31 protein-coding genes and 4 tRNA genes are annotated in these 24,509 nt (G+C 52.3%); 12 read left to right on the top strand and 23 right to left on the bottom strand.

Features of this window, described 5'->3' with window-relative positions; translation table 11 throughout:
* Window positions 1-50 precede the first annotated feature (50 nt).
* A complete protein-coding gene (locus F7C38_08045; GenBank protein MCE4601485.1) occupies window positions 51-464 on the top strand; it encodes a transcriptional regulator in 414 nt (137 codons plus the stop codon).
* Between the two features lie 3 nt (window positions 465-467).
* Here the strand turns inward: F7C38_08045 and F7C38_08040 are convergent, their stop codons facing one another.
* Complete coding sequence (locus F7C38_08040) at window positions 468-1,358, bottom strand: serine/threonine protein phosphatase (GenBank protein MCE4601484.1); 891 nt, start codon at window positions 1,356-1,358, stop codon at window positions 468-470.
* Between the two features lie 70 nt (window positions 1,359-1,428).
* On the opposite strand from F7C38_08040, the gene F7C38_08035 reads away from it, so the two are divergent.
* Genes F7C38_08035 through F7C38_08025 form a run of 3 tightly spaced genes read left to right on the top strand, consistent with a single transcriptional unit; the run spans window position 1,429 to window position 4,125 of the window.
* A complete protein-coding gene (locus tag F7C38_08035) occupies window positions 1,429-2,397 on the top strand; it encodes a helix-turn-helix domain-containing protein (GenBank protein MCE4601483.1) in 969 nt (322 codons plus the stop codon).
* A complete protein-coding gene (locus F7C38_08030) occupies window positions 2,394-2,999 on the top strand; it encodes an NTPase (protein MCE4601482.1) in 606 nt (201 codons plus the stop codon). Before F7C38_08035 ends, F7C38_08030 begins: the two co-directional genes overlap by 4 nt.
* Window positions 2,926-4,125 (top strand): tRNA (guanine(26)-N(2))-dimethyltransferase, encoded by a 1,200-nt coding sequence (locus F7C38_08025; GenBank protein MCE4601481.1) that lies wholly within the window; start codon window positions 2,926-2,928, stop codon window positions 4,123-4,125. The genes F7C38_08030 and F7C38_08025 overlap by 74 nt, the downstream gene beginning before the upstream one ends.
* Here F7C38_08025 and F7C38_08020 read toward each other — a convergent pair.
* The 6 genes from F7C38_08020 to F7C38_07995 all read right to left on the bottom strand — a co-directional run bounded on the left by F7C38_08020 (window position 4,100) and on the right by F7C38_07995 (window position 7,447).
* Window positions 4,100-4,504 (bottom strand): Lrp/AsnC family transcriptional regulator, encoded by a 405-nt coding sequence (locus tag F7C38_08020; GenBank protein MCE4601480.1) that lies wholly within the window; start codon window positions 4,502-4,504, stop codon window positions 4,100-4,102. The genes F7C38_08025 and F7C38_08020 overlap by 26 nt on opposite strands.
* Window positions 4,505-4,666: 162 nt before the next feature.
* A complete protein-coding gene (locus F7C38_08015; protein MCE4601479.1) occupies window positions 4,667-5,674 on the bottom strand; it encodes a hypothetical protein in 1,008 nt (335 codons plus the stop codon).
* Window positions 5,583-5,963, bottom strand: a complete 381-nt coding sequence (locus F7C38_08010) for a hypothetical protein (GenBank protein MCE4601478.1) — start codon at window positions 5,961-5,963, stop codon at window positions 5,583-5,585. Before F7C38_08010 ends, F7C38_08015 begins: the two co-directional genes overlap by 92 nt.
* Before the next feature lie 109 nt (window positions 5,964-6,072).
* On the bottom strand, window positions 6,073-6,381 hold the full coding sequence (locus F7C38_08005; protein ID MCE4601477.1) for a signal recognition particle protein Srp19: 309 nt from the start codon (window positions 6,379-6,381) through the stop codon (window positions 6,073-6,075).
* A 13-nt stretch (window positions 6,382-6,394) separates the two neighbouring features.
* Window positions 6,395-6,787 (bottom strand): 30S ribosomal protein S8e, encoded by a 393-nt coding sequence (locus F7C38_08000; GenBank protein ID MCE4601476.1) that lies wholly within the window; start codon window positions 6,785-6,787, stop codon window positions 6,395-6,397.
* Window positions 6,788-6,856: 69 nt separating this feature from the next.
* A complete protein-coding gene (locus tag F7C38_07995) occupies window positions 6,857-7,447 on the bottom strand; it encodes a DUF84 family protein (GenBank protein MCE4601475.1) in 591 nt (196 codons plus the stop codon).
* Window positions 7,448-7,566: 119 nt separating this feature from the next.
* On the opposite strand from F7C38_07995, the gene F7C38_07990 reads away from it, so the two are divergent.
* Entirely contained in the window at window positions 7,567-8,211 is a 645-nt protein-coding gene (locus F7C38_07990) for an undecaprenyl diphosphate synthase family protein (protein MCE4601474.1), read from the top strand.
* Between the two features lie 2 nt (window positions 8,212-8,213).
* Here the strand turns inward: F7C38_07990 and F7C38_07985 are convergent, their stop codons facing one another.
* From F7C38_07985 to F7C38_07965, 5 genes are all read right to left on the bottom strand, one after another.
* Entirely contained in the window at window positions 8,214-9,314 is a 1,101-nt protein-coding gene (locus tag F7C38_07985) for a DUF373 family protein (GenBank protein MCE4601473.1), read from the bottom strand.
* A gap of 112 nt (window positions 9,315-9,426) precedes the next feature.
* Entirely contained in the window at window positions 9,427-10,311 is an 885-nt protein-coding gene (locus F7C38_07980; protein ID MCE4601472.1) for a hypothetical protein, read from the bottom strand.
* A gap of 97 nt (window positions 10,312-10,408) precedes the next feature.
* Window positions 10,409-11,206, bottom strand: a complete 798-nt coding sequence (locus F7C38_07975) for an ATP/GTP-binding protein (protein ID MCE4601471.1) — start codon at window positions 11,204-11,206, stop codon at window positions 10,409-10,411.
* A gap of 292 nt (window positions 11,207-11,498) precedes the next feature.
* The gene (locus tag F7C38_07970) at window positions 11,499-11,750 is read right to left on the bottom strand and encodes a hypothetical protein (protein MCE4601470.1); all 252 of its coding nucleotides are present in this window, start codon (window positions 11,748-11,750) and stop codon (window positions 11,499-11,501) included.
* A 53-nt stretch (window positions 11,751-11,803) separates the two neighbouring features.
* Window positions 11,804-11,911: transfer RNA gene (locus F7C38_07965), tRNA-Pro, on the bottom strand.
* A 230-nt stretch (window positions 11,912-12,141) separates the two neighbouring features.
* Here F7C38_07965 and F7C38_07960 point away from each other — a divergent pair.
* Window positions 12,142-12,534, top strand: a complete 393-nt coding sequence (locus F7C38_07960; GenBank protein ID MCE4601469.1) for a hypothetical protein — start codon at window positions 12,142-12,144, stop codon at window positions 12,532-12,534.
* Here F7C38_07960 and F7C38_07955 read toward each other — a convergent pair.
* The 3 genes from F7C38_07955 to thpR are packed head-to-tail and all read right to left on the bottom strand — an operon-like array spanning window position 12,531 to window position 15,186.
* Window positions 12,531-13,271 (bottom strand): hypothetical protein, encoded by a 741-nt coding sequence (locus F7C38_07955; protein ID MCE4601468.1) that lies wholly within the window; start codon window positions 13,269-13,271, stop codon window positions 12,531-12,533. The two genes, F7C38_07960 and F7C38_07955, sit on opposite strands and share 4 nt — an antisense overlap.
* On the bottom strand, window positions 13,268-14,614 hold the full coding sequence (gene cca, locus F7C38_07950) for a CCA tRNA nucleotidyltransferase (GenBank protein ID MCE4601467.1): 1,347 nt from the start codon (window positions 14,612-14,614) through the stop codon (window positions 13,268-13,270). The genes F7C38_07955 and cca overlap by 4 nt, the downstream gene beginning before the upstream one ends.
* Window positions 14,611-15,186, bottom strand: a complete 576-nt coding sequence (gene thpR, locus F7C38_07945; GenBank protein MCE4601466.1) for an RNA 2',3'-cyclic phosphodiesterase — start codon at window positions 15,184-15,186, stop codon at window positions 14,611-14,613. Before thpR ends, cca begins: the two co-directional genes overlap by 4 nt.
* A gap of 81 nt (window positions 15,187-15,267) precedes the next feature.
* Here thpR and F7C38_07940 point away from each other — a divergent pair, with 81 nt between their 5' ends.
* Together F7C38_07940 and F7C38_07935 are read left to right on the top strand one after the other, a co-directional pair.
* Window positions 15,268-15,864 carry an AAA family ATPase gene (locus tag F7C38_07940; protein MCE4601465.1) on the top strand — a complete coding sequence of 199 codons (597 nt, stop codon included), beginning with the start codon at window positions 15,268-15,270 and terminating at the stop codon, window positions 15,862-15,864.
* Complete coding sequence (locus F7C38_07935) at window positions 15,809-16,243, top strand: hypothetical protein (GenBank protein MCE4601464.1); 435 nt, start codon at window positions 15,809-15,811, stop codon at window positions 16,241-16,243. Before F7C38_07940 ends, F7C38_07935 begins: the two co-directional genes overlap by 56 nt.
* On the opposite strand, the gene F7C38_07930 is transcribed toward F7C38_07935, so the two are convergent.
* From F7C38_07930 to F7C38_07920, 3 genes are read right to left on the bottom strand one after another with little or no spacing between them, the layout of a single operon-like run.
* Window positions 16,226-17,173, bottom strand: coding sequence for an MBL fold metallo-hydrolase (locus F7C38_07930; protein MCE4601463.1), 948 nt, complete (start codon window positions 17,171-17,173; stop codon window positions 16,226-16,228). The genes F7C38_07935 and F7C38_07930 overlap by 18 nt on opposite strands.
* Before the next feature lie 8 nt (window positions 17,174-17,181).
* Entirely contained in the window at window positions 17,182-18,201 is a 1,020-nt protein-coding gene (locus F7C38_07925; GenBank protein MCE4601462.1) for a methyltransferase domain-containing protein, read from the bottom strand.
* Between the two features lie 3 nt (window positions 18,202-18,204).
* Entirely contained in the window at window positions 18,205-19,092 is an 888-nt protein-coding gene (locus F7C38_07920; protein ID MCE4601461.1) for a ribose-phosphate pyrophosphokinase, read from the bottom strand.
* A gap of 29 nt (window positions 19,093-19,121) precedes the next feature.
* On the opposite strand from F7C38_07920, the gene F7C38_07915 reads away from it, so the two are divergent.
* The 3 genes from F7C38_07915 (at window position 19,122) to F7C38_07905 (ending at window position 21,547) form a co-directional block, all read left to right on the top strand.
* Window positions 19,122-20,099 carry a hypothetical protein gene (locus F7C38_07915; GenBank protein ID MCE4601460.1) on the top strand — a complete coding sequence of 326 codons (978 nt, stop codon included), beginning with the start codon at window positions 19,122-19,124 and terminating at the stop codon, window positions 20,097-20,099.
* Window positions 20,057-21,175, top strand: a complete 1,119-nt coding sequence (gene amrS / locus F7C38_07910) for an AmmeMemoRadiSam system radical SAM enzyme (protein MCE4601459.1) — start codon at window positions 20,057-20,059, stop codon at window positions 21,173-21,175. Before F7C38_07915 ends, amrS begins: the two co-directional genes overlap by 43 nt.
* A 93-nt stretch (window positions 21,176-21,268) precedes the next feature.
* The gene (locus F7C38_07905; protein MCE4601458.1) at window positions 21,269-21,547 is read left to right on the top strand and encodes a transcription elongation factor; all 279 of its coding nucleotides are present in this window, start codon (window positions 21,269-21,271) and stop codon (window positions 21,545-21,547) included.
* 9 nt (window positions 21,548-21,556) lie between these two features.
* Here F7C38_07905 and F7C38_07900 read toward each other — a convergent pair whose 3' ends face one another.
* From F7C38_07900 to F7C38_07890, 3 genes are all read right to left on the bottom strand, one after another.
* Window positions 21,557-22,291 carry a nucleotidyltransferase family protein gene (locus tag F7C38_07900; protein MCE4601457.1) on the bottom strand — a complete coding sequence of 245 codons (735 nt, stop codon included), beginning with the start codon at window positions 22,289-22,291 and terminating at the stop codon, window positions 21,557-21,559.
* A 191-nt stretch (window positions 22,292-22,482) separates the two neighbouring features.
* A tRNA-Ile gene (locus tag F7C38_07895) sits at window positions 22,483-22,559 on the bottom strand.
* 106 nt (window positions 22,560-22,665) lie between these two features.
* Window positions 22,666-22,777: transfer RNA gene (locus F7C38_07890), tRNA-Gln, on the bottom strand.
* A 77-nt stretch (window positions 22,778-22,854) separates the two neighbouring features.
* Here F7C38_07890 and priX point away from each other — a divergent pair.
* Window positions 22,855-23,310: a DNA primase noncatalytic subunit PriX gene (gene priX, locus F7C38_07885; protein MCE4601456.1), complete on the top strand. Its 456-nt coding sequence runs from the start codon at window positions 22,855-22,857 to the stop codon at window positions 23,308-23,310.
* A gap of 155 nt (window positions 23,311-23,465) precedes the next feature.
* Here the strand turns inward: priX and F7C38_07880 are convergent.
* A tRNA-Ala gene (locus F7C38_07880) sits at window positions 23,466-23,542 on the bottom strand.
* Window positions 23,543-23,641: 99 nt separating this feature from the next.
* Window positions 23,642-24,509, bottom strand: an 868-nt coding sequence (locus F7C38_07875) for a 3-methyl-2-oxobutanoate dehydrogenase subunit beta (GenBank protein MCE4601455.1), incomplete at its 5' end; no start/stop codon positions are given.

Raw genomic sequence — 24,509 nt, 5'->3', positions numbered from 1 at the left:
AGCCTCCGTATTTATGTACTCCACGCAACACCATACCTAGGGTCAGGTAATTGAAGAGACAGAGGATAAAACGCGGGCAAGCCAAAGAGGAACCAAACCAACAATTCAAACTAGAGCTACCCTGCGAATACGCTGGTAAAATCGTAATCCCAAGCATAAGAGCAGTTATAGCAAAGACCCTAGTGGAGGAATATAATTACTCCCGCTACAGGGCGGCTAAGCTACTAGGGCTCACGCCGGCAGCGGTAACCTACTACTTGAACGGCGAGAGAGGCAGGAAGCTAATAGAAAACATATCGGTGCAGAGGGACTTAATGAACATCATAAGGGAGATCTCGGAGATGATCGCCAAAAACGATGGTATAAACACTCGGGAAGCCTATGTAAAATACAGGGAGTCTATATGCAAGATATGCTCCAGGGTCAACATATATGCCCAGATGGCGGGATGCCATGGATCCTAGGCTCTATAGGCCTCTAACGCAGTCTTCCCTATGAGGCTCTAGCTCAGCAACTCTACACAGCACAACGGATGCACTCTCAACCGGATACACCGGGATCCTACTGGTAAAGACGGTCAGGACCCTCCCCTCGTGATTCCACTTGTGACCGGTCATGACGGCTTCATGGCCCCTGATTATGACCCGGCCATCCACCTTCCCCAGAGCTATATCGGTGACGGGCCTCCCCCATAGACTACCAGCGCCACGAGGATTAGGGGCTCTTACGATGTCAGCCTCTATCGGATCGTTCCAGAGAACCTCTTCAAGCACACTCATCCTGTCAACGCTGCCAACGCCTAGATACTCCAATAGGCCAGCGTTCAGGTTCCGGGTTGGGGGGCCTCCATGGAGTAACAACGCGTGATTCTCAATTACCAGCGCGTATGGCATCAAGTCCCATAAGTCCTTAGAGAGCTCCATTAGGCTACCAGCGTTATCCCCATAGAATCGATAGAGTGCATAGGGGAAGTCCTGGCCAGAGGGTTCTAGACCCCGTGGTGCCTCGTGGTTCCCTCTCAAGAGTATGATGTTTTCGCCTCTAGCTATCCTGGATAGGAGTTCGTATAGGACCATGATCTGCTCATCTAGGGGCCCCCTATCTATATAGTCTCCTAGGAAAATGACTAAGTCAGCCCGTTTCCCGAGTTCCAGTGCTTTGGCTAGCGACCTATAGTCGCCGTGCAGGTCCCCTACTACTAGTATATCACCGTTAAACCCGTTTTCTATGAGGAGTATCCCGTCTCTTCTCTTAACAAACTTGAGATCCCCACGGTATCCATTCTCCCACTCCGCCTTTAGGATCCTTACAGCGTCTTCCAGGGCTCCTCTGAACTCGTCGTAGCTAGGTATCTTCATCGCCGCGGCCACCTTAATTCTATTAACTCCCCTCCAGGCACTATAGTATCCATACGGGGAATAATGGATTATGAAGCTAGAGGCTAAAGATATACTATACAGGACCCTAGCGATACTCTACCGTTACGCCGAGGAGGTGGCAGTACTAGAGTACCCTAGGAGCATGGAGAGGAGGAGCATCGACCTAGCCGTGAGACTACCTGGAGGTAAGCGTTTGCTAGTCAAAGTAGCTAGAGATGTCGCGGAAATACCCAAGAGTGAGGTACAGGAACTCCTATTCCTCGCCTCGGTACTAGATTCGGCCCCCATCATGATAGCCAAGGATAAAGAGGGTGTGGAGCTCGTCGAGGGAGTGGCCTATGAGAAGAGCGGGGTCAAAGTGATCTCGCCTGAGACTCTCGAAGGCCTACTCAGCGGAAGGGAGCCTGTCTACGTCTTCGAGTCAAGGGGGAGCTACAAGGTCAGGGTCAACCCAGTCAAGCTTAGAGAGAAGCGTCTTGAGAAGGGCTTCAGCCTAGGGGACCTAGCAGCCGCGTTGAACACTTCTAGGAAAGCTGTGTACGACTACGAAAGGGGCAAGCTAGACCCCAGTATTGACAGGGCCGAGAAGCTGATCAAGATACTCGGAGAGGAGGTTGTAGCTCCCTGCGACGTGTTCGAGGCAACGAACCTGCCAGAACCAAGGCTTCTGAAGCCCTTTGATACAAAGCTCGAAGAAGAGACCGCGTCGAGGCTGGTGGAGGCGGGGTTTAGGGTTGTTCATGTAAAGAGGACGGCGATAGACATAGGTGGATCTATAAACGATGCAAGAGTCGTTTTCACGGTCCAGGGTAAGAGGGAGAGCGTGAAAACCCTCTATGAGAAGTCTGTCTACATGAGTAAGATGGCCGACGTCCTAAACATAGACGATAAAGCCGTTGTCGTTGATGACGCGAGGACCGCTAGAGAGCTTGAGAAGGAAGACGTTACCGTAATCACATCAAACGAGTTGGTAGAGTTTGTAAAGCGTTTAACCAGATCGAACAGGGAGCAGTTATGAGACCGTGCGCCGCGCGTAGAATATTCTACACGGGGAACCCTGGTACCGGTAAGAGTACTATAGTCAAGAGGATAGTCGACGTTCTAGCCGACTCGGATTGTAGGATAGGCGGTATATTTGCTCCAGAGGTACGGTCGGGGACTGGGACGCGCATAGGATTCAAGATCGTGGATGCCGCCACCGGGAGGAGCGGATGGCTGGCTAAGAAGGGCTATCCAGGGCAGCGTATAGGCCGGTACGGCGTCGTACGGAGGGACGTAGTGGAAATCGGGGTGGAAGCCCTCAAGAGGGCTCTTGTGGAGGCAGATGTTATCGTAGTTGATGAGATCGGCCCCATGGAGCTTGTGGTCGAAGAACTACGGGAGGCTATAATAAGCGTCTTGAAATCGGATAAGTCCCTTGTAGGCGTTGTTCATAGGAAGCTCAGGGTAAGGGATCCAACAGTCTATAGTCTAGTCGCAGCTAACTCTACGATAATCGAGGTCACCCCAGAGAACAGGGATAGGTTGCTTAAAGAGGTGCATGCGGTTGCAGAAAGCCTGTGCTGCAAACTCTCTGATAAGGGAAGGGAAAGCCCTGATATACGTTCCAGACCTGGATAGGGCTATAGCGCCTCACGGCCTCGAACCAGCATGGCTGGAGGTCTTCTACAATCCAAGAATGGTTTTCAACAGGGATCTAAGCGTCGTAGCCATAGCAGCCTATGCCAGGCTACTAGCGCCTCTGCCAGAGTTTATCATAGTTGAGCCCCTAACAGCGACGGGAGTCAGGGGGGTCAGGTACGCGCTGGAAGTGGAGGGGCCACACAGGGTTGTCATGGGGGATATAGACGGGTGTGCAGTGGAGATAACCGGTAGAAACATTAATTTAAACAAGCTAGCCGGGAGAGCCAGGGTCTATTGGCTGGACGCTAGGGAGCTACTACTAGCTACGCGCAGCCTGCTAGAGAAGCCTCCCCTCGTCATAGACATAGATCCCTTCGGCAGTCCGGCTCCATACCTCGACGCGGCGCTGTCTGTCATCGGTAACTATGGCCTGCTCGCTGTTACGGCGACCGACTTAGCAGTCCTAGAGGGGTCTAAGAGGAGGGCGGCCAGGCGGAGGTATGGCGTCGACCTAGTGAAAGCTCCAGAATCCAAAGAGATAGGGTTAAGGATCCTCCTAGGCTACATAGCCCGTGTAGCCGCTTCCCATGATAAGTATATCGAACCAGTACTCTCATACTACGCGGACCATTACTTCAGAGCATATGTGATTGTGAGGAGAGGCGCCCGGAAGGCGGACAAGATGCTAGAGAACAGCATCGGCCACGCCCACTACTGTAGGGGAGATAAAAGAACCTACATATTAGAGGAACCCCCAGCATGCATATCCTATTCGAGGCCAGAGAGAATAGGCCCTCTATGGATCTCGTCGATGAATAACGCCTCGTTTATAAGAGAGGCCATCAAAGAATTGAAGGAACGAAGATACCTAGCCACAGTAGAGAGGGGCCTCAGACTCCTTGGGTTACTGGAATGCGAGTCGAGCCTGGAAGATCGAATCCTACACGTCTCTATCGACCAAATAGCATCCTTCGCCCGGAAGAGCATGCCCCCTATAGACAAGCTGGTAAGCCTGCTAAGATCTGAGGGCCACGCAGTGTGTAGGAGTCATTATTCCCCGATAGCTATCAGGACGAGCGCCCCGTACGCTAGCCTTGTTAAACTTTTGCTGGCCTCCGTATAGGCCTCTTACCCTCCCTGAGCCTATACGAGATCCAGGCTTCCAGGAAGGGGCATGTGGCTGGATCGTGAAAGTTCTTCGGCCCGCACTCGTTTATATAAGGACATGTAGTGCATGGTATATCGAGTATACTCGATATGTCTATCTTTATTGTAACCGGTTCAGCCACGGTCTTTGCAAGCGTTAGCTTATACGTTCTACGGCCTTTTACAGAGACCTGTTCACGCTTAACTAAGCCCTTCTTAACCAGCCTCAGGACCAGCCTGGAGCCCTCGCGACTATCCAGGCCTAACATCTTCCATAGATCGCTTTGAAGAACGCCACCCTCACTATTTTCAATCAGTTCGAGGGCCTTCTTCTCCAGCTCGCCGATTCCAGCCAATCTCTCGCCACACCTTCCATACAGGGGCGTTATTGGATTCTTTAAGCTGGCCTGCGGCCGTATTGATAAGTATATGGTTATACGGCCTATATATCTATCCCGCACATCGCCCTAGGAGCTAGTCCTCTTTCAGGGCATATTAGGGGTTGTTGTCGGAGAGGTTTACACGCCAACTATTATAACTGTATCCTCTAGTAGGTATCGGAAGGTCTTCCTAACATTAGCCTCACTCAGCTTATAGACGTTAGCGACGGTCTTCTGAGTTACGTGTTCAAATCCATGTAGCCTAGCTATAAGGTATACCACGGCCGCCGCTATGGCTTCAGGCTTCCTGCCGTAGAGGCTTTTACCGGTCTTCATGACCGTTTCGAGGAATTTGTTCGCCGGGAGTCTAAGCGTCATCGGTAGGTCTAGCTCGTCGAGAAGCCTTATGATATAACGGTCGATTCTCTTCAACCGGTTCTGGACCCCGGATATACTGGAGTAGCTATAGTGGACCGGGGGCACGATCCCGTAACTATTTATCTTAGTCATAATCTTCCACACATACCGTTTGAAGCTCGGCGACCTCGCCTCGGGGGCCTCATTGGCGGCGGCTTCGTACAACTCACTCTCTCCTACGGGGAGGTTATGCAGAGCCAGGGCCTTTCTAACCGCCGCGATGACGAGGGCCAGCTTCTCCCTTGAGTTTATTATAGTAGTCTTATTCGCCATCTCGCCTTCGGCACGCCTCATCTCAAGGTATCTCTTTATGATCCGTCCAGCGACCTCTGTTACAGAGGCGTACTTAGGTATATCGAGTTGGCCCACTATCCTGTGCATTAGAGTAAAAGTCTCTATCTGAGCTCTCTCCCTCCGCGAGGCCGATACCCTGTAGAAGCCCCTTCTGGCGTTGACTAGCCTAGCCGAGGACCTGCTGAACCCCCTCTTCCTCCTTATCTTTAGTTCCGCTCCAACGCCAGCGTTGTGGTACGAGAACGTTAGGGGCCTAGAACTCCTTTGGAGCCCCTTCGATTCCCCCTTTTTAGGGAATGTTCTCCACTCGGGCCTATCATCGAAGTCGACGCTGCTCAGGACCCTACCGTCTTTTGCGCATACCCTTATCCCTTCGGGAGTGACTATGATATCTTCCTGCGTGCACTCCTCTGGTTTTCTCTCCTCTGCGTGCACTCCTCGCTCCACCCTTCCTCCTTTTACCCCCCTTCCGCCTCCTTTGGAGTATCATGTATACCTGGTCTCCTTTGCTTGGGATGCTTGTTTCCTTTGCTGGTTTGATCACAGCGTAGGGCTTCTCTATGTTTCCGATCAAGTCTATTATTTTGCCTATTTCAACGCCTTTACCGTCTTCGACTCGTCCACCGATCTTTATTCTCATATTTGGATTATTTATTTCTACTATTATATATCCTGATCGGGTCACCGCAGCTACGCTACCCAGCAGTAGTTTCCTGGTTTCCAACCGGCCCACCGGTTGGAGGCGGTGGGGGGACCCGCTTTATATTCGAGAACGGTTGGGAGTCTATTTGACGGAATAGCCGTGGTATACCGGGTCTAGCGCTTATATTATGTTATATACGCTTACTCCTCTTTCTCCTGTTATTAATATATCTAGATATATTTTTCAATATATCTAGTTTACTGTATTTTTTTATAACGATAACCCTACCCCTCTCGTGGAACCATGTACGCGGGTACGAGGCATTCTCGTCGACGATAGGCTCTAGCCCAAGCTCCTTAGCCGCCTCATATATTTCCTCTAGGCGTGGACCCGGGACTGCAAGCTCCCGGGGAATCTTCCTACCAAGCCGTCTGGGGAGTCGCCTATCAATATAGGAGGGATAAACTACCGTGTACCTCCCCTTGTAGTCTCTACTCAAAGGGAGGACACCATTACTTCTCCTTGAGGAGCACCGCGTTTATAACGCCGTCCTGCCCTGGCCTGGACGTGACAACAGCTTTACCCTCTGTGGTCTCTATGATGGCTCCTTTAACTATTATCTGACGCCTGGCGTACTCCCTGTTCGCAGGAGTCTCTAGCACCCTCAGGATTCTAGCCTTCTTCGAGACCCCTTTCTCAGGATCAGATACGATGGCGTAGGCAACTTTCCTTGCTCTTACCTTGAAATTACCTCCACGGGCTCGGATCAGTTTTCGTTCCTCGCTAGAAGATAGTACGGCTGGGATGAAGAATCTGCCCATAGCATACTTCCTCTTAACCTTGTAGTACCAGTTCTTCTTAGCTCCACTTGGTTTCTTGTGGTCGCGCCATTGGTAGACTCCCATCTACGCCTACACCTCTCCTGTAGCCATGGAACTCGGGAGCATGGACTGCTTTAAAGGGTTAATGCCGTTTTATCGGGTACTGTATAAAACTTTTCTTTTTAATTCTTCAATAGTCTGTAGTTCGTAGTGAAAGCCTCCAATCCACGGGGCGAGGGCCATTACCACGGCTGCCTCTGTCAGATCCTGCCTTGTTATATAGCCGCGAGTTACGATCCCTATATAGCCAACTCCCTCGCCGATATCTCCTCGCCGCTTGACCGGGACGAGTTCAGCTAACTCGACTCCATCTAGCATGCCATCGACAACCATCTGAGGCACCTCAAAGGAGGGACTGAGGCCAACGCTAACCCGGTTACCTGGTCCTATGACTACTGCAATCTGGGTTTCAATGTAGCCATGGGAAGCATAGAATTCTATCGGCCCAGCCTCTATCCCAACCCCAAAATCCCCCTCGGAATAAGCTCTCTCAGCCCTAGCTAAGGCACCGGCTACTACGTCCAAGGCACCATGCGGTTGCTTGCTGATAGGGGGCGGGTCGACGGAGACGACACTGTTAACGTTGCAATACCTCTTGAAGGCTTTCTCGACGGCCCTGAGCTTGACGCTGTTCTTAGTTGCAACGGCGACTCTAGCCTTGTACCCGCAGATCTTTCCCTGCACTATAGACCGACCCTTTCCAAAGGGAGAGACGCTGCGAAGAATTATTATTATCCCTCCCGTCGGGTGTAATTGGGAACGGTTCCAGGTGGGATCGCTAACTCGACTCGATGGTGGCCGCTATGGTGTTGCCGAATCACGTAGGCCTGATACCAGATGGCAATAGGAGATGGGCTCAGAGGAACGGCGTCGACCTTTACTCAGCGTATCTAAGGGGCCTCGACGTCCTAATGGATGCAGTTGACTACCTCTCCGATAGAGGAGTGGGGTATATTACGGTATTCGCAATGAGCCTGGATAACTGCAGAAGGAGATCGAGGCTGGAAATCGAGATCCTAAAGAAGATCTCTAGGATAGCATTTGAACGCGTCCTCAACCACAATAAGGTGAAGAGCGGAAAAGCCCGTATAGTGGTTTTGGGGAAGCCGCAGCTGGTGGGCAACGAGATAAAGGACGAAGCATTTAGGATCATGATGAAGACACGCTGGCACACGCCCTATACAGTGACGATACTATACTGCTACTCGGGGGAGTACGAGATAGAGGCGGCAGAGAAGGGATACACCCCCTCATCCATCCTAGTCCATCCCAGGCTGGACCTAGTCATTAGAACAGGCGGGTACCCCAGGCTAAGCGGCTTCCTACCACTGAGGGCAGACTATGCGGAGCTATACGCGACTGATACTCTATGGCCTGATTTAACCAGGAAGGAGATCGACGAGGCGCTCAAGTGGTATAGTATGCTTCCAAAGAACTTCGGCCGGTAGTCCTACTCTCTGTATACCACTCTTCGCACAAGTTCTATTAAAGCGGCCACGCCTGTCCCGATAATCACGTACTGGATGAAGCCACTGTCGACGAAAGAGTGCAGCGCGATTTCCTCGTTGGACGGCACGCTCTCCATGTAGAGACCCATGTTATAGAATGCCAGGGCGATTGCTACCGTTACCACCATGCCAGCGGCTTCGTGGAACAGGTTTAAGTTGCCTAGGCTTGCCTTCGTGAACACCCTTGATATCAGCAGGTAGGATATTACACCGGCAGACAGTATGGGTATCGATGTCTTTGAGATCTCGATTGCGGCCTTTATGGTATACCCGTATTTCTCGATAGCCTGGTACATTGTATAGAGTGATGTAAGCGAGAAGAGCAGGAACATTAGGAGCCCAACCGCGTAGAAATAGGGCCTCTCCCATATAGCCTGCAATAAGCCGCTGATTCTATCCTCTAAGGGCTTCTCCAGGTTAAAGCCCCTGATGATCATTGCAAAACCAACTACGAGTACCAACAGCTCTAGAGCGAGATATGCCACGTTAAAAAGCGCTGTCAGTCCAATAACCAGTAGCCCTATCCCGGGTATCCCAACTAGGTACCTCGAATACCTCGGATCCTCCACGGCTTTTTTGAGATACCTCAGTATGAGAAGATAGCCGCCCTCGATGCCCAGATGCTGCTCTACTATAACCCTGTAGAAGCCAGCTATAGAGCCGTACTCGTGTAGCAACTGGGATATTATGAACTCGTCCTCACCATCACTTACTATATAAAACTCTACCGGCTCATTAATCGAATTAACTAGCCTGGCGACCTCTTGTTTTATGTTCCTCTGGGCCTCCAGGCTATCAACTCTATGGCCCCCTAAGACGGCTATCTCCGGGTTATATCCCCGCTCCTCCAGCTCCCTGTAAAGCTTCAAGCCAGCCAGCATGGCGTTGACATCAGCGTCCTCCGGCCTCTTGCCGCCGTATTCGATCACAGCCTCCTTTACATTATCATAACCTATGATAACTTTTTTCCCGAGTATTTCCCCTATATCGTCATCTATATCGATCACTAGAATCAACGGCTTCCTCTTGCCGTTTTTATCCAACTCCTCGGTTCACCAGGGCTACAATACCGTTATCCAACGGGCCCGTGTTATCTTAAACAATGCTAGGCTTAAATATATCGGGACCTCAGACAGCTGTCCTCCCGAGGCGGCGTTAGAATTCGCCGTACAGTATCTTTAACTCTTCGAGCGTCAGTGACTCTCCCCGCTCAAGCTTCTCTTTAATCTCCTGTCTCTTCTTTTCAATTAGTTCAAGCTTAATGCCCTGCTCTCTCGCCACTTTTAGCTCCTTAAGCTTAATCATCGTCTCCCGGTATTCATTGTATAGCTCGTCGAGCTGCTTTGACAGGTCATCTATGAGCTGGCTCCTCTCCTCGATCTCCCTGGACAGAGCGTCAACCTGGTTATTCATCTCATCATACTTGGGGGATAGGGTCTGCAGTTGCTCCTTTATCCTCCCTATGGATTCACGTATCTCGTTAATCCTCTGGTTCAGCTCCTTTAGCTGCATCCTCAGCGCCTTAACCTCTGCCTCCAACTCCATGACAGACAGTACCTGCTCCCGAGCCTTCCTGACCCTCTCGATCATCTCCTCCAACCGTTCTATCCTCTCGATAATCCTTCTCTCCTCCTCGGGAGACAGTACACTAGTCATTTGCCTCCATTCAAGCTCTTCAAGCCTCCTCTGGAGCTTCCTCAGGCTTATCTTGGCCACGTCACCCTCTTTCTCGGCTATCTGCTTGGCCAGCTTCAACTGCTCCCTCTTCTGCTTGAGTTCTTCGGCCACCTCGTTCCTCTTCTTTTTCAAGCCTTCAAGCTCCTCGATCAAGCTCTTCCTCTCGGCTCTAAGCTTCTTTAGCTCGTCGAGGAGCACGCGCTTCTCATCGATTAACTTTCTCCGCTGTTCCCTGAGCTTACGTATCTCATCGATTAACTGCCTCCTCTGCGTTTTTACCTCGATTATCTTTTCCCGGAGCTCCTCGGCTCTACGGAGTAGTTGTTTTTCGTCGATCTGGGCTTCGAGTTGCTTCTCTTCCAACCCTAGCCATCACCTATCGACTGTCCCAGGGGATACAGCGCCTCGTGGCGCCATAAGGGGGACTGGTATGAGCGGGGTTATAATGCTTAAGCCATTGCTATCCTCCATTGCTGGCTGTTGAGGGTTCCAAGCCCGGCTCCTCTCCCTGGGCTATTATCTGGAGTAGCTTAGCATAGACGGCCTTTATACTATCATCCTGGTATATTGACACCGGCAGTACCTGTCCTATAAACCCGGACTCGGTCAAAGCCTCTGCCAGGCGTAGTGCAAGGATCCTGATAGTCGCGTCAACGCCTTCCAGCGAGCTGATCAGCGATTCTAGGTATCCCTCCTCGCTTAGCCGAGGGAGCACCTCGTCTATCACCTCTGGCAGGAGAAGATCGGCTTTACTGGCTACATTAACCTGGGGTAAGCCCATCCTGACCGCGACGCTGGAAGCCAGTGAGAGGGCGGATACGATCGAGAGGGGGTCTTCAAAGAAGGGGGCGTCTATTAGGTATAATGTGGCGCTCGGCCATTCGCCGACGATCGACCTCACTATTATGGGTCCACTGGATCTGTACGCGAATAGCTCTAACTGTCCCGGAGTATCTATTATTGCTATGTCGGCTACATACTCTTCAATCCTCGACTTGACATCGTCCACGTAGTTGATCAGCGAGGCTACAGATGCTATGAGAGCCCCATTAGGTCCCAATCCCTTCTTGATGAAGTCCTTGGCAGTGACATAGTCCCTGATGTCGACATGTGGATCGTAGGGTAGAGCCTCGGCAGCCGGGTCAAAGTTCACGAGAATGGTCTTAGAACCCCTCTCGCTTGACAGGCTCCATAGAAACCTGGCTAAGGTGGATTTCCCGCTGCCTGCGGGCCCTACCATGATTATGTACCGGGTCACCTAAATCATCCACCCATGCTAGACTCGGCTTTGAACCGGTTATAATGTTAGAGAGGGCCGGGAGTGACCCGCCCCGTGCACATATAGCCCCGAGACCACGGGGTCCGGCTCTTCGCACGGGACCGGGGTTCACTCAACTGCTATGATGCGCTGTATGGCATTTAAATAGCATGGGGCTCCCAAGGGGCGGAAGGAGACTTCATCCCCCCGGGCTAGGTCAGTGCTGGAACGCTAGGTCATCGCCTTTTGGGATGGCTTGCCGTGGCTAAGAGGAGCTTTTGGCTAAAGGGTATTACCCTATCTCTTCCTTCACGCTCTTCATGGCCTTCAGCGTCTTCCATAGTGTGGGCTGGATCCACAGGATCCAGGCTGGCACGTTTTTAATAAAGTCATAGGCCTCCTCCCATCCGTCGAGTCCGAGCCTCTTAGCTAGTTCTTCAAGGGTCATGTTGGTCTTGACGTAGCGTTGCAGCACGGCTAGGATTTCCTCGTTTATCTCTATCTCCTTGTCTCCCGCCTTGACTTTGAATACGGTCTCCGGCATTCGGCTTCCACACCCCATTCTCGTCCTGGATTGAAGTCTGGGTTATTAAATCATGGTGGGGCCGCCGGGATTTGAACCCGGGACCACCAGCGATCCGGACTCTCCCTCCTTGGGGATGTGTTCCCCAGGCTGGCATCCTAGCCAGGCTAGACGACGGCCCCATGCCTAGCCGTGTAGCTCTGATTGGTATTGGATCCTATAAACCTAACTTATCCTTGGAGTACTCTGATATTATAGAGTATATTGAACTGGTTAAGGTGTACATTTCCAGGTTAAGGTATACGTTTCCAAGTGGGTTTATAGTAGGTTCATTGGGTATACCGGCCCTATCCCCTAAAGTAGGTCGATCCCGCCACGGTATTACCCTGCCACGCGATTCTGGGGGATAGACATGGTAAATGCGTCGAAGGGGATGGGGGTGATATTAGTAGTCTGCTCGCATTGCGGCGTAATATTCTACAACTACTCTATAGGGGATAAATCGAATAAAGCAAAGTTCAGCGGGGTACCAACCCCCTCGAAGGCCCTCAGCGGCCACGACGGCCTTGTCTGCCCAGGATGCAACAGGAGAATAGAACTCAAGCCCAAGAGGATCCAGGTGATGCACTGGAGGAAGTTCGTCGACTTGTATGATATAGTGGAAAAACCATTACCGAGGCTGAGGCCTAGGAAGCATGTTGTCGAGGAGCAGATAAGGACGGCTCACGACTTGAGTAGGGGTATAATCCAGGAGCAGGTAACCGGTTCCGAGGGCGCTGGCGTGGCTGGCGACGTTAATCTCTAACCCGCGTAAAGCCCTCGGAGGAAACCCATTATTTTATCGAATATTAAGTAGTATAAATCGTAGCTACAACTATTGCTATACTGTCTGAGGAGTTCCCGCATCCCCCTCAAGAAGGACACGCCGTCACGAAATCTAGACAGGAGCCCTGAGACTAGTTTGACTACATTTCCACACCCTCTATGGGCTGAGTCGAGGTCGAGGATCAAGGCCTTTCCTCCCGTTCTGGTAAAGCGTATGTGCCACCAGGGCCTGTTCAACTCTTCATGTAGAATATAGGCGCAGTCAAGGGCTCTAGCCGCTAGTAGAGCTTCCTTGACCGCGTAAACGGGGTTAACATCAATGTACTCCACTAGATGTGGTCCCCTAACATACTCCATTACAATCACGTTATCATCGAAATAGTAGGGCCTAGGAGTCGCCCCGTGAACGCTCGCTTGAAAGAGTCTTCGACCTTCGAGACGAAGATTCTCTCGTTTAGAATCGGTCCTCCTTATCTTTACCGCTACAGGACTCCCCCTATACAAGGCTAGAGCCACTATCGAGGAATGACCCTTCCCTATCACACCAGGGTACCGGCCTCGACCAGGCGAATAGCATAGCCCCTCAATTCCGGAGTTGCTTAGGCTTGCCAGGATCCCCGAGCACCCGGCTCTATCAGGATAACATAGGCTTGAGAGTGTGTTTGCAGCGTCTAGCGGGAGAGTATGTGTGCAGTCTTCTATGTTCTCTACGATCAAAGCGTCATCCACTCCTTCATAGGATAGCATAGCTCAGAGTTGGTCTCTCCGCCACAAGAAGCTATGGACACGGTGCATTTACTCGCCTTCAGGATATCCGCCCCCCTACTGTCTATCCAGTGTTCAACTAGGTTCCCGGCGTCTGTAAATCTCCTCTTCTTGAGTGCTGAGAGTCGTCCCCGATCGTTGATCCAGTAGACTTCGCCTCTTTCCAGTCTCTTCCTGACGTACTTTATGATATCGTCCCGGCTAGCCCAAGCGGAGGGACCCTCTACGATGCTATAAGGGGGGAGCTTTGCTTCGACTAGGCCTATACCTATACGGGCTACTGTGTACTCGTCTGTATAGTACGAGTAATATAGCACTTGGAAGTCGTTGTCACCGAGCGTGGCGGCGAGGTCTTTGGCGGCTCTCTTAGCTCTACCCCAGATGCTCTCCGGGGGATTGCTGCTGTAATCGCCGCTACATGTTACCGTGACTATGTCTATTGGGGCTAGTATATCGGCTCGCTTGGCGAATGGATAGAAGTATTCTCTGCCTGGCCTTTCGAGGTACATTTTGGCTGCGATCACGAATGTGGCGAGCGATTTCATACTGACGGCGGCCGCGGCGTTGCGCTCTGGGTCGACAGGATCGACTACTATCAGCGGGCTATCCCGGTACTTTGATAGTAGGTATTCTTTGTCCCCGATACCCTCTGGGTCGATGTATATGGGGGGTTTCCACGAGCTAGCCGCTGAGAGGATGCCGTGGAAGCTTCCATAGTTTATTACTAATAGCTCTGATAGGTATCCGCTGAATCCCTGTGTCCTGACCTCGGCGCCGTAGATTCCAAGCCCTTTTAGGAATGCTTTCAGTAGCCGGACTTCGTCCTTCTGGCATTCGTCGAGTTTAGAGGATACGTATAGGGTGTGGAAGGGGGTTCTCTCGACTCCTAATCCCCGCTTCCTCGGCCTCTCGGTTTCTATGGCAGGCACTATATCGGCTTCTAGGCCCATTAATTGGACTGTGACGTAGGGGTGTTGGGCGTATTTGGCCACGAAGGGTAGTTTTCCTCTCAGGCATGATTCGAGGAGGTTCTCGGCTTTACTGTAGATCCAATCGTCTGTAACGTTCTTGAATAGGATGAAGACGTCGAGCTCCCACTTATCGCTGGTTAGCGTGTCCTTGGCGAAGCTCCCGACAGGCATTATGCTTGCCTTGTAGCCGCTTTCCTCGACGCACTTGGATAGTATACTATATATGGTCCTGTAGAAGTTTCCGAGTATTGTTAGTTGCCGTTGACTGGGTTTTATAACGCTTAAAACACTCTCTTCGACATCACCTCTGCGGCCGCATGTCAACCGAGGCGGACCTCCCACAGGGTCTCGTATATGGGCCCCGACCGCGTCAGAGTACTCTTCTTCAACCTAACATTGTACACGGTGGTCTCGCCTATCTCATAGTCCTGGTACTCGCTCAACACCCTGACGAGAAGAGGGAGGTTACGGCTCCCCTTTATCCTGGCCAGCGTTATGTGGGGTACGAAACCCGGCCTATCCCGCGGGAATCCTATCCCGGCCATGGCGTCTTCGATCGCCTCCTTAAGCCTCTTCAACCTATCAGCTCCCTTCTCAACGCCGATCCAAACCACTCTAGGCCTGTTTATGCTAGGGAACGCTCCTAGGCCCTTGAGGGAGATCTTGAAGGGCTCTCCCCTCAGGGGTTTGAGCACGCTCTCAATAATCTCGTCGACCCTATCCCTGGATATCTCGCCTATGAAGCGTAGCGTGAGATGGATATTCCCGGTCTCGACGAGTTTCATGGGCACGCCGGTTGAGGCTATAGTATCTTTAAGCCTCTCGATACGCGATAGCAGTAACGGGTCCTCTATATCGATGGCTATAAAGGTCCTGATTCTACCTCCATATGCCAACTCCAGCTACACCAGCCGAGAACATTGTGCTTATCAAGCCTTTATGATTTAAATAAACTCTGTGGAGGGACGAGGAGAGGATTGGCTAGACTAATAGTAGCAGTCACTGGAATGCCTGGAAGCGGGAAGAGCACTATAGCCAGGCGCATAGCGGAGGCAATGAAGGCGCCTCTACTGAGTATGGGCGATGTGGTCCGGAGAGAAGTCGCTAGACGGGGAATGGAGGTTACTGTGGAGAACGTCGAGGAGGTGGCAACACTCCTCAGACAGGAACTGGGCATGGCAGCAGTAGCGGTTCTCCTAGCAAGGGAACTAGAGGGCATAGGGGGTCCCGTGGTCGTCGACGGGCTCCGCAGTCTCGAAGAAGCCAGGGTTCTATCGCGCCATGGCCGCCTCTGTATAGTAGCCGTTCATGCAAGCCCCGTGACAAGGTATAGGAGGCTCATGGCTAGGCGTAGAAGGGACGATATAAGGGGGTGGGAGGATTTAACCCTCAGGGACTCGAAGAACCTCGAATACGGGATCGGCAACGCTATAGCCATGGCCGACTACATGGTAGTAAACGAGGGACCCCTCGAAGAGGCCCTAGAGCATGCCCGTCGTATTGCGAGGATGATAATCTATGAAGAGGGTAAGAATTGTAGTGGAGGCGGAGGCCCGCCCCACGGAGGACGTTGAAAAGGTTAAATCCGCGATACTAAACGTGATCGACCCAGACGATATAATCGTCGAGGAGAACCACTATAGACGCGTTCTGGCAACGTCCTCAAGACTAGAGAGCCTGGAGAGGCTTAGGAGACTGCTCAGAGTTGAGAGGATCCTAGACGCCGCCAGGAGCGCTATGAAGAAGGGTTTAACGCAAGACAAGCTAGTATTCAACCTACACAAGCAAGCCCTATACGCCGGCAGGTTAAGCTTCGTGTCGGGCGACTTCGAATCGCCGATGGGGGCAGTACGAGTCACAATAGAACACCCGGAGCCCAGGAAAGTCCTAGACTGGCTAGCGCCGCCGACGAGCAAGGGCAAACCCCTATTCGAGCTAGACTATCCTCCTTAACGGGCCCAGGGAGACGCGCATCATATCCCAGGAGAGGACGGTTCTATTGAAAAGCCTCTTAGCCTCCAGATAGAGCTTCCTAGCATCTCTCCCGCGATAACGTGGGCTCACGTGGAAGAGCACAAGGTTACGAACCCCGGCTTCCAAGGCTACAAGAGCGGCGTGCTCAGCAGTCGAGTGTCCTCGTGATATAGCCTCATCCTCCATATCCGAGCCATAGGTGGCTTCATGCAATAAAATGACGGCATTGCTCGATAGCTCGATAACAGGCTGGCAGGGTGCTGTGTCGCCAGTGTATACGATTGAAGCCTCGAAATAGTGGCTAGAGATATCTTCTAGCTTAACCCTTCTCCCGTTAACATTAGCTGATCCCCTCTCGACCAGTTCTTTAATCCAGGGACCCGGCTTCAAGCCCAAAGCGTTCAGCATTGACTTGTCTATGCGTGGCCGGGTCCTCCATTCAACCCGATAAGCCAGTGAATCGTTAGTATGGCATGACGGAGCCCATTTGAGCTCTAGAACGTCGCCTCCACTCCTGTATAAGGGCATCGATCCGGTCCCCGAAAGCGTTACATAGCTGATCTCGAAGCCCAACCTGGTGCTAGTCGCTTCGAGTAGGTCCCTGGCGAACTCGACTACTGTGGAAGGCCCGATTATAGATAACGGCCTCCTCCTCCTGGAAACGGCCATTGATTGAAGGAGCCCGGCTAACCCGTTGACGTGATCCCCATGCTCGTGCGTCACTATTATAGCGTCTAGATCGTGAACACTCCTCGGAGTCCTGTGAAGCCGGAGTTGAGCGCCCTCACCAGCATCAAGTAACAGGGTGTATCCGTTCCAGTCATAGACGAGTACGCTGGGGGTCAGCCTCTCGCGTGTCGGCATTACGCCTCCACTACCCAGCATCACCAGGTTTATCAGGCCAGCCATACCCCGTTTCACTTCCTAGCGACGACAACCTCTCTTATGAGAGTCGAGTGGACGTACATGTGGAACCTGTCGATAACCGAGAAGCCAGCTTCCTCGGCGATCCTCCAGGGTTCCTCCCTATAGGGGCCTGCGTACACTATGTAGCCCCCACTCCTCAATACACGATACGACTCCCTTAGGAATCCTCTAACCAATTCGCTATAGGTTTTTCTAGCTGTAGTAGTTGACCGTCCGTAAGGGGGATCAGTGGCAATGGCATCGACGCTCTCATCGCTTAGGGGCATGCTCCCCGAGTTCTGCCTTAGAACGGTTACCCTGTCATAGAGGTTGAAGTGCTTCATGTTGACTACAGAGCCCCTAACCATCTCGGGGGCTATATCGCCGCATATGCACCGGGAGGCGTCTAATAGGCAGGCTTCAATGACGAACCCGCCTGTACCGCAGAAGGGATCTAGGAAGATATCACCCGGCTTCAACCGTGAGAGGTTAACCATTACCCGGGATAGCTGTGGGCTTAGAGGTCCTGGTTTGAAGAACGGCCTCTTACCGGGCTTCCGGGAATTGAAGGCGCGTGTGTCCTGTCTACCTAGAACGCTTCCAATTACCGAGATGCCCTCGGTTATGAATACCCTAAGGTCTCTAGAAGCCCCCGCGTTCAGTAGTACTCTATACGCATTCTTCACAGTCCTCCCGTCCACGTGACAGGAATATCCTCTAAATTTTTTAATATATATACTTTTAAATCTTATCCCAGACTCGTGTAGCCGATGCGCAAACTCCATCAGCTCCGAGAACTCAGCTTCGACAACCCCGTAGACTCTGCCAACTTCCTTAACCCAGCCAGCCCACGAAGACAACGGTGTCGGATCCTTCGTGGAGTGGAAGACCGCTATACCCTCGCTGGAAAACGTAATGTACCCGTCAAGCCTAGTCTCTAATAGCGCCTGCAACTCTGCCAGGGGCATCCTAGGATGCTCACCGCTGAGCAACGCATAGTATTCCCCTAGAGTAGAGGATTTCACCGGCATTAACTACACCGGGAGGCTCTCAGCTATTAGAGGCCCGACATCGACATACTCTATAATCTCGTGGCTCTTCGCTGGAAGCGTGTTCGCGGCATAGATCTTCGTTATCCCAGCCCTAGACAACTTCTCCAGGGCCCCACCCACCATGAGCGCGTGGGCAACGAGGGCATAGATCCTCTCGGCTCCCTGGCTCAAAAGCATAGAGGCCGCCTTCGCCAGGGTCCCCCCAGTACTTATGATATCATCAACGAGAACCACCGTCTTACCCCGAGCAGGGATCTCCTTGGGCTCAACCACTATCTCCCCCGTGATACGATCCCTGTGCTTCACCAGATAGTCGTACTCCGCATCCAACGCACCGGCCAAACGCCTGGCTCTATCGAGAGCCCCAACATCAGGGGCGAGAACAAGGATATCGCCTCTGACATTGATCCTCCCAGCCATATACTCGTACGGAGAAAGGTTGTAGGCCTCGCCATCGAACGCCTTCAACGACTCCTCCTTGTGGACTTCGACAGTCAGGAGCCAGTCATAGCCAGCACATCTAAGACTCTTCAAGACTACCTCAACACTCACAGGCTCACCTTCTAGAAACCTCCTATCCTGCCTGGAATAAGCCAGGTACGGCGCTATCAATCGAACCCTCTCAGCCCCCATACCGATGGCTGCATCGGCGAGTAGCAGCGCCTGAACCAGGGAGTCGTTCTGAGGAGGACTCATAGTCTGAACCACGAACACATCCTCCCCCCGTACATCACCTCTAACACGTACATAGTGCTCTCCATCGGGGAACCTCTTCCAGTCCAGATCAACTATTCTAACGCCGGCGGCGTCAGCGATGCTCCAGGCTAACTCTGCGCTGGCAGGGCTCGGCCCCGCTATAATTACGGCCATAGACCCCACACCTGTTCCAAATGTATGGGATGTCAAGGAAATTAACTGTAGACGCCCATGTAAGCCTAGAGGAGGTTAACCGAGTAGTGCCAAGGGAAGAGCAAGGAAGCACGATGATTCCAGTAGCGATGCTGGGCTTGAGCTCGGCCGAGGCGATACCCCTATATCATTATACTCCGGGCGGGGTCATACTCAGGATAGCCCTGGCCGGCCACGCCGGCACTCTGTTCGAATGCGAAGGATTCCCAATATGCGTCTTCGGCGACGGAAGCCGGCTAGCCCTGATGCCCGTTGATACCAGTCTGATCCTGTATAAGGCGCGCCAGTGGAGGGTAGATGCCGTATTCCTCGACGGACTAGAACCGTTGAACTCGCTCGGAGAGGACGAGTTGTTGGATTTAATTGAAGCCTTTAAGAGGCACGGATTCCGCGTGGGGGCCCGTACGCTGGGTCTATCGAGCCCTAGCGTAGTGGAGAGACTGGACTTTGCGGTAATAGACTACATGAAAGACTACTCGGTCGACCCGGCGGTGCCAGGTGAAGCCATAAGGCTGATCTATGATTTACTAGAAGTTGAGAAGCCCTGGATAGAGGTATCGGCTTACATAAAAGAGCCTAGTTTCTGGAGGCTGCATCCACTAGTGCTAGCGCTAAGTGGCTCCGAGAGGCCGGTACACGTGTTCATCGAAGACCATAAAGGAGGGGGTCCCCTGAGGGACCTGTACGAGGAGCTCAAGAGGAGGATGCCATACGTCTATATACACAATGACCTATACTCAAGACTAGATACATACTGTCCCAGATGCAAGGCTCCAATAGCCTCACGGGACGAGGGCGTGTTAAGGGCCCTTGAGGTCCTCGACGATGAGAGATGCTGGAAGTGCGGTTACAAGCTCGCCTTTAGAGGCCGTATAAGGAAGAAGACCCCCGAGCAACTACTACTATCTACGGAGGGCGGGGTGAAATGGTTCCATCCAAGCCAGCTGGTAGGAGGATTAGCACGCTAGCTAGGCCCAATGTGAGGCCAGCGGCATTATGGGAACCTGTGCCCGATAGGCCTGGATGGGTCAAGTGTAACCTGTGCGAGAAGAGGTGCGTCATAGCTCCGGGCCGTTACGGGGCTTGTGGCGTGAGGAAGAACATAGACGGTAAGCTCTACACGCTGGTCTACGGTTTGTTGACTGCTATGAATGTGGATCCCATAGAGAAGAAGCCCCTCTACCACTTCTACCCGGGGAGCAGGGTGCTTAGCATATCCACGGTTGGATGCAACTTCTTCTGCAAATTCTGCCAGAACTGGGTTATCAGCCAGAGCAGGCTAGAGAAGGGCCTGTATGGAGTCTACAGGACCCCGGAGGAGGTAGTAGATGCGGCCTTAGAGTACGGCGCCGACGGAATCTCCTATACCTATAACGAGCCGACTATCTTCTTCGAGTTCATGTATGATACCTCGAAGCTAGCTAAGAAGCACGGCCTGTTTAATACGATGGTTACCAACGGCTATGCCACGCCCGAAGCGATAGACGAGATAGGGGGGTTAATGGATGCAGCTACAGTTGACTTCAAGGGTGGGGGCAACAGGGAGTTCTACAGGAAGTTTATAGGCGTTCTAGACCCGGAGAAGATCTTCAACACTATACTCGCGATGAAGGACAATGGATGGTTCATAGAGATAACAAACCTCGTCATACCCAGGGTCGGGGATAGGGAAGAGGATGTACGTAGGCTATCGAAATGGATAGTGGAGAACCTTGGCCCGGAGACGCCATTCCACCTCCTGAGGTTCCACCCCGACTACAAGATGATGGACTACCCGCCAACGCCTTTGGAGACGTTGGAGAAGCTAGCCAGTATAGCAATGGACGAGGGCCTAGTCCATGTTTACATAGGAAACGTCGCCCCCCACCCCCTAGAGCACACGTACTGTCCGAAATGCGGCTACCGAGTCATAGAGAGGATAGGCTTCACCATAGTCTCCTGGAAACTAGAGAAGGGAAACACCTGTCCCCGTTGTGGCTACAAGCTCAATATCAAGGGAGAGTACCGTGGCGGAAGAGGGACTAGTTTCCTATCTCTTATCTAAGACCCTTCTAGGGCGCCCGACCCAAAGAAATATAAGCTCCTATCATTCTATGCCGTTTTGGCCGTTAGAAACTCGATCTAAGGGTGGTGTAGAATGAAGTACTGTCCTAAGTGCGGCGGCCCCATGTTCCCCATAAAGAAAGGAGACAAGATCTACCTGAAATGCCGCAGATGCGGGTATGAGATGGAGGCTACTGAGAAGGACCTAGAGAAGTATAGGGTTGTCAGGAAGGCCGACGAGAAGCACAAGGTCGTGACCACAAAGGTAGTCAGCCAGGTTAGGAAGACGCAGGGTAGCCCAGAGGACCTGGAGAGTGCCAAGGAAGAGTACTATGAGCTCGTGCTAGACCAGCTGGGAGAATACGGAGAGTAGAGGGGAATACTAGGACCTTCCCGATAGACTGCCCAGTAACCCGCCAATAGCCTGCAACTCCTTAGCAGCCTCTTCCAAGTCCTTGTGAGTGTCGATCGACTTCCAATAGTATGGAGGCGTGTTGTACTTTATCACGCCGAGCAAGCCCCTCGCAGCCAACTCCGGGAACGCCGTCTTCTCGATATCACCGTACTCCGGCAGATACTCTACAATGTCGGACTTGAACGCATAGACCCCACCGTTTATCCAGTACTCGTGTAACACCGGCTTCTCCTTGAAATCGACGATCAGCCTCTTGTCCTCGTTAATGGATAGGATACCGTAGGGACTCCTCAGCGGGACCGCGGCGATGGTGGCTATGACCTCTCTGCTCTTGACGTCCTCTACTAGTTTTATCGGGTCGAGGTTCGTTATCACGTCTCCATTGACGATGACAACGGTCTCGCCACGCTTTATTATACTGCTGGCGTTCTTCAAGGCCCCCCCAGTACCCAGGGGCTCGTCCTCTACAACGTAGGTTATAGAGACTCCATACTTCAACCCGCTTCCAAGGTGTTCTATGATTTTCTCCTTGAGATAACCGGCTAGCACGACTATCTCGTCAATTCCATAATACTTGAGCCACTCTATCTGATACTCGATAACAGCCTTGTCGCCAACCTTCACTAGGGGCTTCGGTATCTCCAGCGTCAGGGGCCTAAGCCTCTTCCCATAACCACCAGCCAAGATCATGGCGATAACCATAATCCTTCCCCAGTAGTATGGTTACGCCGCTATGTTATATTAGTTTCTTAATGATAGGCTCCAAGATCGTCAAAACATACTCTACCAGGCCAGATTTGGCGAAAATCAATATAACTATACAGACAATAGATAAGAGTAGAATCTGTGAGCGGCTCCACGTAAGAAGACCCGGGCCATTCAACCGCCTCTGTTGGTGGGCCCGGGGGGATTCGAACCCCCGACCGCCCGGTTATCAGCCGGGCGCTCTACCGGGCTGAGCTACGGGCCCTCACCCCCTGCAAGAGGGTTGCTATTCGATTGACTAATGGATCATCCCACTAGTGTTTTAGCTTTTACGGTCACAGGCGCCTATCGCATAGGGTTTAGGATTTTGGTGGTAGCCGGGCGGGGATTCGAACCCCGGTCACGGGGGATCCCCTAACGACCCCCCAGCCAGGGGAGCCGTTATCCAGAGCCCCGCATCCTTGGCCGCTAGACGACCCGGCTATCCATCCCAGATAGATTATCTCGCCACTCCTGGTTTAATAAGGATTACATGCCCGATCCCTCTACAGGGTGTGGTGTTGGCTGAAGCCTACCGCGGCCTTGTCGAGGCTTGTCTTGAAGGCGAGGAGGCCTGTAGAGAGGCTGTGAGACGCTTCCTATCAGAGATGTGCAGCGACCCCAGGTTATGCGAGGCGCCGCGCGGTTACAGGAGACTCTTAGAGCGGTATTCCTGGGTTGAGAGGATTATCGAGAAGGGCGTCCCTGACGGGAGAGCCCGGCTAATTCTCTATGTTATCTCCAGGTATCTTGTTAACGTGAAGAGATTGGATATTGATGAGGCGCTCCTGGCCGTGAAACAATTTATCCAAAATAGCTGTAAGAACTTTAATAATTGCTCTAAGATATACGACTCGTGGATACGCAACGTCCTGAGAAGCGTGTCACAAGGCGGATGGCTGCCCTGGAGTCTCGATCGGTTAAAAGAACGGGACCCAAGCCTATACGACGTAGTAGCTTCGCTTGTAGAGGAATAACAACGTTAGGAGTTGAATTGAGGGTTCTAGATGCCAATCACTCAGAGTTGGCTTAGGACCGCTTCAGGATCTGATAATAATGATAATGATTAGGCGTTTTTGAATTATCGAGTATTGCTGAGAATCACAAGCACCGCTAAACTATGGGGTTGAATTGGTGGACCGGCCGGGATTTGAACCCGGGGCCTCTCGGGTGCAAGCCGAGCGCTCTTCCAGGCTGAGCTACCGGCCCGTCCATGCCCTTTGAAATTGATTCAGCGAGTTTATCAACTTTACCTCCAGGGAGGACTTTGGGGTAGGAGAAATGGTGCGGGATTATGGGTGTGGTGTTTTAGAGTGCTCTTAGGAGTCTTTCGGCTTCCTTCTTGGGGTCGAAGGCGTTTTCTAGCACGTCGATCATATACCAGATACTGTCTATGTATTCTTCTATCTTCTTGATTTCCTCGGGCTTGTTAAGCAGGTGCTTGAACCTGCCCTGAAGCTTCAAGTACTCTATTACGGGGACTCGCTTGGAGGGATCCTTGTACCGCCTCCCTATTGGCGACAACTGGAATTTCCCGTCTACGTACTCGAATAGTGGGAAGAGGCCTGTCTTCACGGCTAGCTGGCCTATCTCTCCTGTTAGCGCTGGGTCGAATCTCCACCCGACGGGACATGGTGATAGGAGGTGTATGTATTTGAAGCCCCTTATCTTTGACGCCTTCTTGATCTTGTCTATGACATCCGTGGGGTATCCGACGGAGGCTGTGGCCACATACCTGACTCCGTGTGCTATGAGTATTAGGGGGATGTTCTTCTTGTGCTCCCTCTTCCCGGTCCACGTGGTAGTGGTCCATGCTCCGTAGGGTGTTAGGCTGCTCCTCTGGATGCCGGTGTTCATGTATGCCTCGTTGTCCACACAGATATAGAGTATGTCGTCGTTTCTCTCGGCGGCACCGCTTAGAGCCTGGAAACCTATATCACCGGTCCCACCGTCGCCAGCCCACACGACTACCTCTACATCCTTCTTCCCGATGGATTCGAAGCCAGCCTTCATGCCTGCAGCAGCCGCCGCTGCAGCGGCGAACACTGTGTTGAGTACGGGCGCGTATATCCCTGACCTGGGAGATATGCCTTGGATGACACTGCTACAGCCAGCCGGTATGACCATGACGAAGTTGTCGCCTAGGGCCATCTTCAGGTACCGCATACCCATGGTC

The organism is Candidatus Thermodiscus eudorianus (assembly GCA_015521085.1).
Taxonomy (GTDB): domain Archaea; phylum Thermoproteota; class Thermoprotei_A; order Sulfolobales; family Acidilobaceae; genus Thermodiscus; species Thermodiscus eudorianus.
This window is presented reverse-complemented; position numbering and strand designations above follow the sequence as displayed.